Raw genomic sequence first — 13,819 nt, 5'->3', positions numbered from 1 at the left:
CAATATGGCATAAAATAATGGCAAATAGTTGTTTTTAAATGACTTTAAAAATCACTCTGGTGCCACTTCATGTTGCATATCAAGCATAAACGTCCATTCAAAACCTGATGCCGCCAACTATTGCACCACAAATAAGCAAGAATAGACTTAAGCGCACCATATAGGTGCACTCGATATTGCAGCCAAATCCACCCGCTTAATTTACTTGCGCGCCAAACGGTAGAGACTATAGTAAACTTTTATACACAATCAGTTACAATAAGCAAAAACCAGACACATAGACCGGAGGGCAACCCATGAAGTCGGTCTGCTTTATTATCGACACCAGCGTAACGGGTGCCCAACTGCCCCGCCATTTACGCAACATTCACCTAGCAGCCGCCGACCATCCCGCTTTCACACTGCAGATAACCAGTTTGCACCGTGACCCCCGGTTAACCTTGATGGAGCAACGCTTCGCTGCCCACTGCACCACCCTGCCGGGCACCGCGCTGGGTGCGCGGCTGAACCATTCGGCCGCCACCAGTCAGGCCGAATGGCTGGTGTTTGCCCTCCACGCCAAGGCCCTGCCGGTGACACTTTGGGTGGCAATGTTTCCCATGCTGGATAGCTACGCCGTGGATGCCGTCGTGCTCGGCCCCAGTGAGCCCACCTTTCCCGCACGCCTGTTACAACGCTTTTTAGCCTCAACGCTACAATCGCCGCCCTACATAGCGGTTCGACGAACGTGGTTGGAGCGTCTGGGCGGCTTCGACCCGGACCTCGACCGCAGCGCCCTGCACGACTTCATGCAGCGACTGCATGCCTGCCCCACCCGCATTCATACGTTGACCAACGACAATGCCACCACCTCGCCAGGGGTCGCCTAGTGCATGGCCACATTCAGTTTCTTGCCAAACATCATCGCCCCGATTCTGGATGTATTGACCACCTTGCTTAGCACGATACAGCCCGTAATGCTCACCAACGCAAGCATTACGGCGTAAACCACGATGGGCAGCGATAAAGGCGCGATGATCAGGTCGGTGGCGATGAAAAACATCGGATGCGCCAGATAGATGCCAAACGAATACACATTGATCTGGCGGACCCAATTCGGTGCCGTATAGCCCTTGAGCTGACGTGTGGCGCAGAGCGTAAACAACACAAAGAACGGAATGACCCAGACCTCTTTTGATGTAAAGGCCGGCAGGTGGGCAAGTGTTGCCACACCAAGCCCAAGTACAAACAAGCCCAGGCAGGCCGGGTGGGCCAGATACTTCATCCACTGCGGTCGCTGGGCTTTGATGCCATTAGGGGCCAGCGGGTAGTAACGCACGAGTACCAACGCCAGGAAAAACAGGTAAAGCCAGCCCAGCGGCGCCACCCAGAGCAGATACCCCGGCGGATTGACGCCCTGCCAGTACGCCGTTCCCCAGTAGGCCATGCTGATCAGGCAAGATAGCCAGAACCACGGTACCGGGTTGACTCGCCAGAGGCGCAAGCGGGTAAACAGCCAATAACCGACATAAAACTGCATCGCAATGATCAGGAAGTAACCGTGCCAGCCGGCATAAACAAAATACTCAACGGCATTGGCCCAGAAGTTGACCGGGTCACCTTCTGCCCCCCTTTTCGCCCACTCCGCCGTTGAATAGATAAATCCATAAACGAAATACGGCAGCATGACGTATTTGACCCGCTGGCGTATGAACCCTTCAGGCACCGCTTTATCGTAGCGAACGGCAAAGACGAACACCGAAATAAACAGGAAAATCGGCGTCCCCAATACCAGGGGGATACGCATGAAATCAGTGACGAGGTTGTCGACGTACTTGTTGACCTGGTCCATCAAGTGGAATAAAAAAACGGCTATACAGCCGTAAGCTCTAAGCCAAAAGATTTCTTCCACTTTCTGCATGAACCCTCCCGCCACGTTGTGTTGCGCGACGCCGACGCATTAGCATCTTGAACATCCCACCCCGTGAGTTGTCCGACCCCGGTAGAACACGAGAATTCCCGACAGACGAGGTGCTCATGAGGAAACGCCCACTTTGGCGGCTCGGATTCATCAGCCTGTTTGGTTTACTCGCGGGGCTGTTGGCGGCCACTTCAACCGCCCTCGCCAGCAGTGTGGAGCGACACCATTTCGATTCGCCGACGTTGGGCAACCCCTACCCCTACACGGTTTACCTGCCTGATGGCTATGCTGAAAACAGCGACACCGTCTACCCTGTGGTTTACCTCCTGCACGGCTCGTTTGGTAACGAACGCGACTGGCTGGCCAAGGGCAATTTGCAGCAGACCGCTGACCGGTTGATTCGTGCCGGGCACATTCCGCCCAGCGTCTTCATCATGCCCGGCAGCCGCAGCTGGTGGGTCGATGGCCATAACGAAGCGGCCCGCAGTGCCTTTTTCAACGACCTCATGCCCCATGTGGAAAACCACTACCGTGTGGGCGACGAGCGCTCGATGCGCGGCGTGGGTGGGCTCTCGGCCGGCGGTTTTGGCGCGATTAACTTCGCCCTGGAGCGCCCCGACCTTTTCGCGGCCGTCGCCGCGCTCAGTCCCGCGAGCTATGTGCCTTTTCCACCCAACAACTCCTCTGCCAACCGTCACCCTGCCTTTCTTGACGATCAGGGCGAGTTCGACCGCCAGCTTTGGCAGCAGTTGAACTACACCGCGCACCTTGAGGATTACCGCATCAAAGTGACGCCTCGCCCCTTGGAAGAGCATAGCGACGTGCCCCACGTTCCAATGTATATCAGCGCAGGGCGCAGTGATGTATATGACGCCGAGTTTCACGCCCGGCAACTGCGCCAGGCCATGGAAAAGATTCAACCCACCTCAGTGCATATGGACCTTTACCCCGGCGGCCATACCTGGAGAGTCTGGCGGGCCAGTCTGCCCGCAGCGCTTAACTTCATGTTTCAACACGTCGGACAGCCTAACCAGGGCGAAAGTAGCGAATAAGTAAGCTACGCTAATATAACGATATTTATCTTTGTTGCTTGCAACGCACCACGAAGAAGGAGTTTTCTATGCATCGGCACATTGAATGGGATATGCCAGGCAGCGCCAGCGTTGCGCACCATTACGCCCAGGATCCCAACCACGACGCCAGACCGCATACCGGTGATATCATCTCCGCCCGCTACCAGGGCTGTTCGGTTCGAGTCGACGTGCAAAGCTACCAGGAAGACGAAGCGGTCAGCATCGGCCCGGTGGTAGCGATCATTGGCCCCCAGGGCCAGCGCCTGGACAGCCACGGCAAGCTCCACAAAGGCGACATCGTCCGTCTCCCTGACGACAAGCGTGCTATGGAGCCGAGTCCGGAGGAATAATAACAGTGTGAGACGTCCTCCAAGATATCCCTCGTTATCGACGGGGGGTTATTAGGTCTTTCGGCGCTTTCTATATTTTTCCTAGATTCCCTCAGCTTTCACTCACATTTATGCGGCACGCTTTAAGTGCAAGACTGCATGATTAGCGTTGCCCTGTGCCGCTGAGCGCGTAAAATAAGCGGCAAATTTTTGGCTTTGCCATCGTTATGTTATAACCTATTCGATTATTCACGAGGTCGGCTTTAATGAGTGAGCATTCGCATCGCCACAACAGGGAAGGCCCTTGTCATTTTTCGCTGATGTCGCTGTCGGCGGTACGGCGGTTGCTGTCGGTAACGGTACCGCTGCTGGTGCTTTGGTTGATGGTGCTGTGGGCCAACGGGTGGACATCATGAGTCAGCGCTCACTATCACGCCTGCAACTGCACAACCTGCATTTGGCTCAGGGGCACCGCACGGTGCTTGAGCATGTGGAAGGCGACTTTCAGCCTGGCGCGATTACCGCCTTGATTGGGGCTAATGGCTCGGGCAAAAGCACGCTGATTCAAGCCATCATGGGTGAGCTACGCCCGATCAGCGGCAAGGTGGTGTGCACCGTGCCGAAAGAACGCCGCGCCTGGCTGCCCCAACAGCTGGCGTTGGATCTGACCTTTCCGATGAGCGTGGAAGAGCTGGTCATGACCGGCAGCTGGCCGAGCCATGGGGCGCTGAAAGGCTACTGTGCGTCGCATTACCGCAAGGGCCGCGAGATCATGGCGCGGCTGGGCATTTCTCATCTGGCGCACCGCCCGCTGGGCGAGCTTTCCGGCGGCCAGCGCCAGCGCGCCTTGATTGGCCGTACGCTGATGCAGGAAGCCGAGCTGTTACTACTCGACGAGCCGTTTGCCAACGTGGATAGCGAGACGGTGGATATCCTGATCCGCATCCTGCGCCAGATGGCCGATGACGGGGCCACCCTGATTCTGGTGCTGCACGATATGGACCACCTGCGCCGCCTGGCCGACGAGGTATTGATGCTCAACGGCGGTCACGGTCGCTGGGTATCGCCCGGCGCCCTGACGCACCAACACGCCCCGGCAGAAGTGGTGCCGTTCACCGTGGGAGGTCGACATGCTGGCTCTGCTTGATGCCTGGATTATCGCGCCTTTCGATTACGGCTTTATGCGCCGCGCGGTGGTCGGCGGTCTGGCGCTGTCACTGGCGGCACCTACGCTGGGGGTGTTCCTGGTACTACGTGGCATGAGCCTGATTGGCGATGCCATGGCCCACGCGATTCTGCCGGGGGTGGCGCTGGGCTTTCTGCTGGCCGGGTTTTCGCTGCCGGTGATGAGCATCGGCGGCGTGCTGTTTGGTGTCATGGTGGCATTGCTTGCCGGGGCCGTGTCCAAAATGGGCGGCCAGCGCGAAGACGCTGCCATGGCCAGCTTTTTCATTATTTCGCTGGCGGCGGGCGTTATGCTGATTTCGATCGGCGGTAGCAGTGTCGACCTCACCCACGTGCTGTTCGGCTCCATTCTGGCGATCAACTCCACCGCACTGCTACTGATCGCTGGGATGAGCACGCTGATCGTGCTGACTCTGGCGGTGATTTTCCGCGCCCTGGTAGTGGAATGCCTGGACCCGCTGTTCCTGCGCGGCCAGAGCCGCCGAAGCGGCTGGGTACACAGCGTGTTTCTGGGCCTGCTGGTGCTCAACCTGACCGCCGGGTTTCAGACCCTGGGGACACTGATGGCAGTAGGCTTGATGATGCTGCCCGCCACCTCGGCACGGTTCTGGAGCAAGCGCCTGGAGGGGTTGATCGGCATTGCCGTGTCGCTTGCCATGATTTCCAGTACCGGCGGGCTACTGCTGTCGTTCCATCTCGATATTCCGTCCGGGCCGAGCATCATTCTGCTGGCCGGCATTGGCTATCTGCTCTCTGCCCTTTTCGGTCGCTATCACAGCTTGGCAGCCCGCTGGCGGCGCAAAACCGCGCCCCTCTCGGCCGAGCCAAGCGCTTGATCATCGGGCCTTGCCCGTTCACCTTTACAAGGAGCCTTTATGTCGCCGTTACCTTTCTCCCGCTGGCTGGTTGGCGTGTCTGCGCTGCTGGCGCTACCCGCCGCCGTGGCGTCTGAACGCGTGCAAGTGGTCACCAGCTTTTCGATTCTTGCCGACATGGTCGAGCAGGTCGGCGGCGAGCACGTGGACGTGACCTCGCTGGTCGGCCCAGACGGTGATGCGCACATGTATAGCCCGAGCCCAGGTGACGCGCGAGCGCTGGCCGATGCGGACCTGGTGGTGTTCAACGGGCTACTGTTTGAAGGCTGGATGGAGCGCTTGATCGACGCCAGCGATTACACCGGCGCGTTGGTCACCTCGACCCAAGGCATCAAACCACTGGCCCAGGCAGGTCAAGATGATCACGACGAGCATGAGCACGATGAGCATGGCCACGACGAACATGGTCATGGTGATCACGACGAGCACGGTCATGATGCTCAGGGCCACGATGGTCCCGGCGACAACGCCGAACACGCCCATGGCGATGACGACCCCCACGCCTGGCAGGATCTGGTCCGCGCGGAAACCTACGTCGAGAACATCCGCGATGGATTGATCGAAGCCGATGGCGACAATCGCGAGGCTTATCAGGCCAATGCCGAGCGCTATCTGACCGATATCCGAACGGCTGATGAAGAAATCCGCGCGCTGATCGAAGAAATTCCTGATTCTACCAGCGTGATTACCGGCCACGATTCGTTTGGCTACTTTGCCAATGCCTACGGCGTGCGTTTCCTGTCACCGGTAGGGCTGTCCACGGAAGCCGACCCGAGCGGCGCCAGCATGGCCGAGCTCATCGATGTTATTGAAGAAGAGAACGTCGAGGCGCTGTTCCACGAAAACATGACCAATCAGTCGGTACTTGATCAGTTAGCGGAAGAAACCGGTCTGAGCGTGGCTGGCACACTATACGCCGATGCGCTTAGCAGCGAGGGCGAAGCAAGTACTTACTTAGGCATGATGCGTCACAATGCCAAAACGCTCCACGATGCGTTAGCCAAACCCGGTCATGAAGAGACTGACCACGAAGATTACGATCATTCTCACGACCACAGCGAGCATAGCCACTAATCGAACCGGACCTAAAAGCGCTGCTCAGGCCTTGGCTGCCTTGAGCAGCCATGCTCGGAAACACGTCATGGCGTGGGTTTCGGTGCGTGTCTGCAGGCGCGTCAGCCAGTAGCCGCCCAAACTGACGGCGGTGTTAAACGGCTGAACCAGTGCGCCACTGCTCAGTTGACGGGGGAACATCAGGGGTGGCGCCAACGCCACTCCCGCCCCTTGCAAGGCCGCTTCCACCATGGCGATGGATGAGTCGAAAACGATGCTTTTCGACATCGGATAGCTGCTGGGCAACCCCGCCGCCAATAGCCACTCGGTCCACTCATCAGCACGATAGGAACGTAGCCATGTCTCGCCCAGCACATCGGCTGGCGTGTTGAGCCGGGCAGCAATCTCTGGAATGCACATTACCGATAGCGACGCTGGCATCAAGGGCTGCGCGGCGGTACCGTGCCAAGCCCCGCTACCAAAGCGGATCGCAAAGTCGAGGCCCTCGGCGGCCAGCTCGGCGCGATTGTTATGAGTGGAAAGGCGCAGGTCGATAAACGGGTACTGCTGCTGAAAATCATCCAGACGTGGCAATAGCCAGCCGACGGCAAAGGTCCCCACTACGCCCACATGTATCACTTCCCGGTAACCGCTCTCGCCTATCCGGTCTAGGGTATGCCCCATCTGGTCAAAGGCACTGTTCAGCACCGGCAACAAGCGCTCGCCTTCTTGCGTCAACATCAGCCCTCGGGGCAGACGTTTAAATAGCGGTACCTTCAAATGACTTTCAAGCAGCTTGACCTGGTGGCTAACGGCCGCCTGGGTAACGCAGAGCTCATCCGCTGCCTGGGTAAAACTCAAATGCCGCGCCGACGCCTCAAAGGCGCGCAACGCGTTTAGCGGCAGATAAGAACGCGCCATCCAGACCCCCTAATTTTTCTAATGGCTTGGGCAAAATATCGCTGTTTGTCGTACTCACCCGCTCACCCTATATTAGCGACTTTCACGCTCGCACCGGCGGGCGATTACGCCCGGCCAACTGACACTCACCTTGCCACTGCAACAGGAGCCATGTATGTGCAGGATGTTAGCAGCAAAAACCGGCCTTATCATGACAGGTTCTCTTCTGATTGGCAGCACTGCCTGGGCATTGGAAGACGTTGATAACGCAAACATCGAGGCGCTGGTCAACGACACGATCGCCCCGCTCATGGCCGAGTATCGTATTCCCGGGATGTCCGTTGCGCTGAGCATCAACGGCCAGCCGTATTACTTTAATTATGGCGTTGCCGACCTGGAAGCAGAAACGCCGGTCACCGAAGAGACGCTGTTCGAGCTTGGGTCCATCAGCAAGGTGTTCACCGCTACGCTTGCGGCTTATGCGGCATCCAATGGCGACCTGTCGCTTACTGATTCGGCCAGCCAGCACTTGCCGGCCCTTGAAGGCAGCGCTTTCGATGAGATCACCCTGCTGGAACTGGGTACCTACACGGCAGGTGAGCTGCCTCTCCAGTTTCCGGAAGCGGTACAAGATGAAGCGGCGATGGTGGACTATTATCGCCAGTGGCAGCCTGAATCACCGCCCGGTAGCCACCGGCTCTACTCCAACCCGAGTATGGGCCTGTTCGGTTATCTTGCCGCGCAACGCCTTGGCAAGCGGTTCGAGACGCTGATGCAGGAAGACCTGCTCACACCGCTGGGCCTTGAGAACAGCTATTACCAGGTACCTGACCCGCAACAGCCGCATTACGCCTACGGTTACTCTCAAGACGACGAGCCGATCAGGGTGAACCCGGGCATGCTGGATGCCCAGGCCTACGGTTTGAAATCGACCGCGGCAGACGTACTGGCGTTTGTAGAAGCGAATATGGACGGTGCCGGGCTTGATGGATCACTCAGCCAGGCCATGGCGACTACGCGCGCCGGTTACTTTGAAGTCGGCAACATGACCCAGGGGCTGGGCTGGGAAAGCTACGCCTACCCGGTCCCCCTTGATAAGCTTGTCCAGGGCAACTCGCTTGAGATGATACTCGACGCCAACCCCGTCAGCCGCTTAAGCCCACCACAGCCCCCCAGGCAGCAGGCGCTCTACAACAAGACGGGCTCCACCAATGGCTTTGGCGGCTATGTGGTCTTTGTGCCCAGCGAGCAGATCGGTATCGTGATGCTGGCAAACCGTAATTACCCCAATCAGGCGCGCATCAAGGTGGCTCATCAACTCCTTACCGCGTTGACCGACGGGCACTGAGTGCAGGAACAGTGTCAGTGAAAGTTGCATTTTTCGCTGTCGATAAGGAGACTAGCACCACTTCCTTTGCCTGCAAGAGTCAGCCCCATGCGTTTAAACGCCGACTTTACCCGCTTTGCCTGTGTGACACCGGAAGATTACCGCTGGGTGGCCTCGCCCAGTGCTGGCGTCGAACGGATGATGCTTGACCGTATTGGCGACGAAGTCGCGCGCGCCACCAGCCTCGTGCGCTACGCGCCGAATAGCCAGTTTGACCCGCATATCCACGGTGGTGGCGAAGAGATTTTAGTGCTGGAGGGTGTGTTTGCCGACGAGTATGGTCGCTATGCCGCCGGTAGCTACTTGAGAAACCCCATCGGTACCGCCCACACGCCGCAAATTGGCGATGAGGGCGCGCTGATACTGGTCAAGCTGCACCAGTTCGACCAGAACGATGAGCTACAGCTTGCCGTCCCCGCCCACCGCCTGCCCTGGCAGCCGGACCGTCGCCCCGGCATCAGCTACAAGATGCTGCACACCTTCAAACAGGAGCGGGTCAGCCTGGAACACTGGGAGGCTGGCCAGGCCATTGAGTATCCGGTGCTGACCGGCGGGCTGGAGTTTTTCGTGCTGGAGGGCGCCTTGAGCGACGGCGACCGGGAATACACCGCTGGTAGCTGGTGCCGCTACCCCAGCGGCATGGCGCTGACCCTCACTGCCGGGGAAAGTGGCGTGCAGATGTACCTCAAGCGCGGCCACCTACCGCCGGTGCAGGACGATTCAGCCTAGGGCCAGAAAGGGCAGCAGCGTTAACGCCACCAGCAATAAGATGGCCACGCCCACCAGCGTGATTTGCACGGGGTGGGCACTAAAACGCTGCCATAAGGTGGGTGCATCACCCCGTGCGAGGGCTTCGTTGTGTTCTTGCCTGGCCCGCGCCTGGCGCTCGGCCTGATACTCGGCCAGTAGCGCGTTGGCATCCTCAAGTTGACTTAGGTCACGCAGCCAGATGGCATCCACGCCCAACCGGAAGAAACCAGCCTGTGTCTCGTAAGTATCCAGGCCATGGGCATCGAGCAACTGGCGGACTTCCATGGCCTCTTCGTCGGTCACATGGCGCAGGCGAAACAGCAAATGCGCCATGCTAGTCGCCCTTGCCGGCCATCAGGTCCGCTTGAATCACTTCAATCCAGTAGCCGTCCGGGTCTTTGACGAAAATCACGTCTTGCATCTTTCCCTGATCGGCACGCTTGACGAAGGTGACGTCGTGCTCGTCGAACCACGCCTGGGCCGCCGCCAGATCGGGCACGCTAAAGCAGATATGGCCAAACCCCTGGGGCTCGGCGTTGCCATCGTGGTAGGCAAAGCCGTTCTGGTTTTCTGTGCCCCAGTTGTGGGTCAGCTCTAAAAGTCCCTTTTGACTAAACGTCCAGGCGGTTCTTGCCTGCGTCTCTTCAGGGACCTGATCACCGTCTTCCAGATTAGCCAGAAAGTAGAGTGAAAATTGCATTTCTTCAAAATCAAGTCGACGCATCACTTGCATACCAAACACCTGTGAATAAAACGCCAGCGCACGCTCGGGGTCCTTGACCCGCAACATGGTGTGGTTCAAACGGAATCCCTGAGTTTGCTTGGGCGTCGGGGCAACCCCTGGATGCTGCTCACCTTGAAATGACATGCACTATCTCCTTTGACGTTTCGGTTACTTTGTACAAGGCTGTAGAGTCCTGGCTGGCAGTCTTCAGCAACTGTCTGTACCAACTATCTGTTACCAACAGCCTTTACCAACCATCGTGACTCGCCCTCATGGCGCACCAGAATGATAGTTGTCTGTCATTTCATCATGAGGGCAGTCTGACAAAATACCAGTCCTTGCGCTAAGGAGGCCTTATGGCCCGCGATCTCAATGTCCTGGGTGAACCGCTCACCCCGTGCTGCCATGACCCCAAAACCGGCTTTTACCGCGATGGATTCTGTCGCGTGGGGGCGGATGATATGGGCGTCCACTCTGTGTGCGCCATGCTGACGGAGGAGTTTCTGGCCTTTTCACTGGCACAAGGTAACGACCTGGTAACGCCGCGGCCTGAATTTGGCTTTCCTGGCCTGCGGCCCGGTGACCGTTGGTGCCTGTGCGCATCACGCTGGCTGGAAGCCGCCGAGGTGGGCTTGGCGCCCCCTGTCGTCTTATCCGCCACTAACCAGAAAACCCTCGACATCATCGGCCTCGAAACCTTGCGCCAACACGCCCTGGATGCCGTGCATTGATAGGGTTGCGTCTTGGATATTCTGTGCAAACATCCTACACTTCCATTATAAATTTTATACACCCCATCAGTTGATCCCCACCGGAAGGGTATCCAACAGGAGTAGGTCATGACCTCGATCGATATGACCCTTGGCGATCACATCACCTTGAAGCAGCTTTCCCAGGCGCTCCGCAACGGCTTCTCGCCGATTGTGGAAGTTGAATCAATGGATGGCATCTATAAGGTGCGCTTTCACCATGCCAACGGGGTTTCTGATTTATCCAATGCCCAAGGGCACGTCAGCACCTTCCTGGGCACTGGCGAAATCCGCGATACTCTGGGTGAATTGGGCTTGACCCATGGCGTGCTTACCTTTGCCGATCAGTGCGGCGACGAAATGATCGGTGTTGAGGGGAAAGCCATGACGCCCGATGAAATGCTCACCTACGGAACACGCATCTCGTTTCGTTAAACGAGCCTATCCAACGCTTTACAGACCCACCTAAGGCACGGATAGTATGATCACGACAGGGGCGCTCGTCACTGAACGGGCTGAGAAGCACCCTTATAACCTGAACCGGCTAATACCGGCGTAGGGAGTCGTGGTGCCCTGTCACCACCTCCCTGCCGGGAGGATTTCATGACCACATTTGGCGACAGCTTGATGACGCTGCGCGATACCACCCCGCTTATTCACTGCATCACCAATTATGTCGCGATGAACAGCACCGCCAATCTGCTGCTGGCCACCGGGGCGTCACCTGCCATGCTGCATGCCACCCAGGAAGTCGCTGAGTTCGCCGCGCTTGCCGATGCACTGTCGGTCAACATCGGGACGCTTTCATCACCCTGGGCGGAAGCCATGCTGCTTGCCGCGCGCACGGCTCGCGAGCACAGCACGCCCTGGGTACTGGATCCCGTCGCCGTCGGTGCGACCCGTTATCGCCAGACGGTCTGTGCCGACCTGTTAGCCCTTAAGCCCAGCGTCATCCGTGGCAACGCCTCTGAAATACTGTCGCTCAATGGGCTGGCCCACCAGGGCAGGGGGGTTGATGCCACCGCGTCTACCGACGATGCCATAACGGCCGCCATGGCACTTGCCGAGCGGCAACAGTGTATTGTGGCCATGACCGGTGAGCGGGACAGGGTCACCGACGGACGAGTCTGCTACTCGATCAATGGCGGCCACCCTTTGATGCCCCGCGTCACGACCTTGGGCTGTGGGCTTAGCGCCCTGGTCGCCGCGTTTGTCGCCACCAATCCGGACGCGCCGTTGAATGCCAGCAGTGCCGCCGTGGCGTGCTTTGCGGCAGCCGGGGAGCGTGCTGGCAAGGCTGCCAGGGGGCCCGGCAGCTTTTACGTTGCCTTGTTGGACGCGCTTTACCAACTGACACCTGATGAGCTTAACCGCTTTGCCCAGCGGGAGGTCAGCGATGCCCTTTGATCTGTCGCTCTATCTGGTCACCGACGCGACCCTTTGCCAGCACCATGGTCTTGAGCATACCGTCAGCGAGGCGGTCCGCGGCGGCGTCAGCATGGTGCAACTGCGCGACAAGCAGGCAAGCGATGCACAGATGATCGACCAGGCACGACGTTTGAAAGCCCTGCTGGCAGGCACTGGGGTGGCGTTGATCATCAACGACCGCCTTGAGGTGGCACTTGCCAGTCAGGCCGATGGGCTGCATGTGGGTCAGAGCGATGCGACGGTTCGCCAGGCCCGGGCTGGGATGGGGCCAAAGGCCATATTGGGGCTCTCGATCAACACCGTTGAGCAACTGCATGACGCGCCCATTGATCAGCTTGACTACGTCGGCATCGGGCCGATCTTTGCCACCCCCAGCAAAGCGGATCACGCCCAACCGATTGGCTTTGGCGGTCTCGCCTCCTTGATCAAGGATTGCCCGATACCCAGCGTGGCCATCGGCGGGCTGAATGCCAGCCACGTGAGCGCGATACGGCGGGCAGGCGCTGACGGGCTAGCGGTCATCTCGGCGATTTGCGGGCAGCCCGACCCTGAGGCAGCGGCTCGCGCCTTCCGGCGTTAAGAGTCGGTACTAGGCCGTTGGGCGCCGCTTTAACGTCGTTCGACGGTCGTGATAGGCAATCGCCAGGCCGCTCGCCATGATCAAGGCACTGCCCACCCATACCCAGAGGTCCGGCAGTTCGCCCCAGAACCACCAGCCGAGCAGCACTGCCCAGAGCATGGCGGTGTAATCAAACGGGGCGGCTATCGCCGCGGGAGCGAAGCGAAATGCCAGGGTAATAAACGCCGTCGCACCTACCCCCAGAACGCCAGACGCCAAAAAGCCCAGCCAGTGCCAGGGCAGCGGCGTCTGCCAAACCCAAGGCAAGGTCAGCCCCGTCACCACCAAGGGCACAGAGGTCATGTAGAAAAGCATCGCCCAAAGGTGCTCACGGCCCCCGTAGCGGCGTGCGGTAATCATCATCAGGGCATAGAACAGCGCCGCTCCCACCAACACCACGGCGCCCAGTTGAAAGGCATCACTGTTAGGGCGAACAATAATCAGCACTCCGACAAACCCCAACAGTGAGGCAATAAGCACCGGAGGTTCAATACGTTCTCCCAGCAACGGCACCGACAGCACGGTGACAAACAGCGGCGCGACAAAGGCTATCGCCGTGGCTTCAGCCAGCGGTAATAGCGTCAAACCCCATACGAAACAGACCATGGTAGCGGTATAGATCAAGCCGCGTAGCAGGTGCACCCCCGGTCGCCGGGTCCGTAACTTGCGCAAGCCGCCAGCAAAGTGGGCAAGCAGGGCAATCAGCGGTAGCGAGATCAGCGCCCTAAAGAAGATGATCTGCAGTGGTGAGTGCACCTCGCCTAGCCACTTGGAGACGGCGTCCCCCAGTGCCAGGAACAGCACCCCCGTACACATGCAAAGTATGCCTTTCAGCGACGTCGTCACC

General features: G+C 58.6%; 18 protein-coding genes and 1 riboswitch. Of the genes, 13 read left to right on the top strand and 5 right to left on the bottom strand.

The genetic code is table 11. The features are described from left to right. The first annotated feature begins 296 nt into the window (after window positions 1-296). A complete protein-coding gene (locus IT895_RS01005; RefSeq protein WP_199284453.1) occupies window positions 297-869 on the top strand; it encodes a hypothetical protein in 573 nt (190 codons plus the stop codon). Here IT895_RS01005 and IT895_RS01000 read toward each other — a convergent pair. Next, window positions 866-1,900, bottom strand: coding sequence for an acyltransferase family protein (locus IT895_RS01000; RefSeq protein WP_199284452.1), 1,035 nt, complete (start codon window positions 1,898-1,900; stop codon window positions 866-868). The two genes, IT895_RS01005 and IT895_RS01000, sit on opposite strands and share 4 nt — an antisense overlap. A 116-nt stretch (window positions 1,901-2,016) precedes the next feature. On the opposite strand from IT895_RS01000, the gene IT895_RS00995 reads away from it, so the two are divergent. The 6 genes from IT895_RS00995 to IT895_RS00970 all read left to right on the top strand — a co-directional run bounded on the left by IT895_RS00995 (window position 2,017) and on the right by IT895_RS00970 (window position 6,436). After that, window positions 2,017-2,952, top strand: coding sequence for an alpha/beta hydrolase (locus tag IT895_RS00995; RefSeq protein ID WP_199284451.1), 936 nt, complete (start codon window positions 2,017-2,019; stop codon window positions 2,950-2,952). A 68-nt stretch (window positions 2,953-3,020) separates the two neighbouring features. Next, window positions 3,021-3,323, top strand: coding sequence for a hypothetical protein (locus IT895_RS00990; RefSeq protein WP_085917645.1), 303 nt, complete (start codon window positions 3,021-3,023; stop codon window positions 3,321-3,323). A 245-nt stretch (window positions 3,324-3,568) separates the two neighbouring features. Beyond that, window positions 3,569-3,718: a hypothetical protein gene (locus IT895_RS00985; RefSeq protein WP_199284450.1), complete on the top strand. Its 150-nt coding sequence runs from the start codon at window positions 3,569-3,571 to the stop codon at window positions 3,716-3,718. Then, window positions 3,715-4,449 (top strand): metal ABC transporter ATP-binding protein, encoded by a 735-nt coding sequence (locus tag IT895_RS00980; RefSeq protein WP_085917637.1) that lies wholly within the window; start codon window positions 3,715-3,717, stop codon window positions 4,447-4,449. Before IT895_RS00985 ends, IT895_RS00980 begins: the two co-directional genes overlap by 4 nt. Next, a complete protein-coding gene (locus IT895_RS00975) occupies window positions 4,433-5,323 on the top strand; it encodes a metal ABC transporter permease (protein ID WP_085917636.1) in 891 nt (296 codons plus the stop codon). The genes IT895_RS00980 and IT895_RS00975 overlap by 17 nt, the downstream gene beginning before the upstream one ends. Before the next feature lie 39 nt (window positions 5,324-5,362). After that, window positions 5,363-6,436 carry a metal ABC transporter solute-binding protein, Zn/Mn family gene (locus tag IT895_RS00970; RefSeq protein WP_199284449.1) on the top strand — a complete coding sequence of 358 codons (1,074 nt, stop codon included), beginning with the start codon at window positions 5,363-5,365 and terminating at the stop codon, window positions 6,434-6,436. A gap of 24 nt (window positions 6,437-6,460) precedes the next feature. Here the strand turns inward: IT895_RS00970 and IT895_RS00965 are convergent, their stop codons facing one another. Next, window positions 6,461-7,336 (bottom strand): LysR family transcriptional regulator, encoded by an 876-nt coding sequence (locus IT895_RS00965; protein ID WP_085917634.1) that lies wholly within the window; start codon window positions 7,334-7,336, stop codon window positions 6,461-6,463. A gap of 163 nt (window positions 7,337-7,499) precedes the next feature. On the opposite strand from IT895_RS00965, the gene ampC reads away from it, so the two are divergent. Together ampC and IT895_RS00955 are read left to right on the top strand one after the other, a co-directional pair. Further along, the gene (ampC, locus tag IT895_RS00960) at window positions 7,500-8,663 is read left to right on the top strand and encodes a class C beta-lactamase (RefSeq protein WP_422823623.1); all 1,164 of its coding nucleotides are present in this window, start codon (window positions 7,500-7,502) and stop codon (window positions 8,661-8,663) included. 87 nt (window positions 8,664-8,750) lie between these two features. After that, entirely contained in the window at window positions 8,751-9,431 is a 681-nt protein-coding gene (locus IT895_RS00955; RefSeq protein ID WP_085917632.1) for a cupin domain-containing protein, read from the top strand. Here IT895_RS00955 and IT895_RS00950 read toward each other — a convergent pair. Together IT895_RS00950 and gloA are read right to left on the bottom strand one after the other, a co-directional pair. Further along, a complete protein-coding gene (locus tag IT895_RS00950) occupies window positions 9,423-9,785 on the bottom strand; it encodes a DUF6164 family protein (protein WP_085917631.1) in 363 nt (120 codons plus the stop codon). The genes IT895_RS00955 and IT895_RS00950 overlap by 9 nt on opposite strands. Before the next feature lies 1 nt (window position 9,786). Beyond that, window positions 9,787-10,320 (bottom strand): lactoylglutathione lyase, encoded by a 534-nt coding sequence (gene gloA, locus IT895_RS00945; RefSeq protein ID WP_085917630.1) that lies wholly within the window; start codon window positions 10,318-10,320, stop codon window positions 9,787-9,789. A 212-nt stretch (window positions 10,321-10,532) separates the two neighbouring features. Between gloA and IT895_RS00940 the strand changes: the two genes are divergently transcribed. From IT895_RS00940 to thiE, 4 genes are all read left to right on the top strand, one after another. Continuing rightward, window positions 10,533-10,907, top strand: a complete 375-nt coding sequence (locus IT895_RS00940) for a DUF2237 family protein (protein ID WP_085917629.1) — start codon at window positions 10,533-10,535, stop codon at window positions 10,905-10,907. Window positions 10,908-11,015: 108 nt separating this feature from the next. After that, a complete protein-coding gene (locus tag IT895_RS00935) occupies window positions 11,016-11,360 on the top strand; it encodes a hypothetical protein (protein ID WP_085917628.1) in 345 nt (114 codons plus the stop codon). A gap of 47 nt (window positions 11,361-11,407) precedes the next feature. Then, a riboswitch (TPP riboswitch) is annotated at window positions 11,408-11,504 on the top strand. 24 nt (window positions 11,505-11,528) lie between these two features. Beyond that, on the top strand, window positions 11,529-12,332 hold the full coding sequence (gene thiM / locus IT895_RS00930) for a hydroxyethylthiazole kinase (RefSeq protein ID WP_199284447.1): 804 nt from the start codon (window positions 11,529-11,531) through the stop codon (window positions 12,330-12,332). Next, window positions 12,322-12,933, top strand: a complete 612-nt coding sequence (thiE, locus tag IT895_RS00925; RefSeq protein WP_199284446.1) for a thiamine phosphate synthase — start codon at window positions 12,322-12,324, stop codon at window positions 12,931-12,933. The genes thiM and thiE overlap by 11 nt, the downstream gene beginning before the upstream one ends. A 9-nt stretch (window positions 12,934-12,942) precedes the next feature. Here thiE and IT895_RS00920 read toward each other — a convergent pair whose 3' ends face one another. Next, window positions 12,943-13,818, bottom strand: coding sequence for a DMT family transporter (locus IT895_RS00920; protein ID WP_233337322.1), 876 nt, complete (start codon window positions 13,816-13,818; stop codon window positions 12,943-12,945). Window position 13,819 lies beyond the last annotated feature (1 nt).

The organism is Halomonas sp. A40-4, from assembly GCF_015767635.1.
Taxonomy (GTDB): Bacteria; Pseudomonadota; Gammaproteobacteria; order Pseudomonadales; family Halomonadaceae; genus Vreelandella; species Vreelandella janggokensis.
This window is presented reverse-complemented; position numbering and strand designations above follow the sequence as displayed.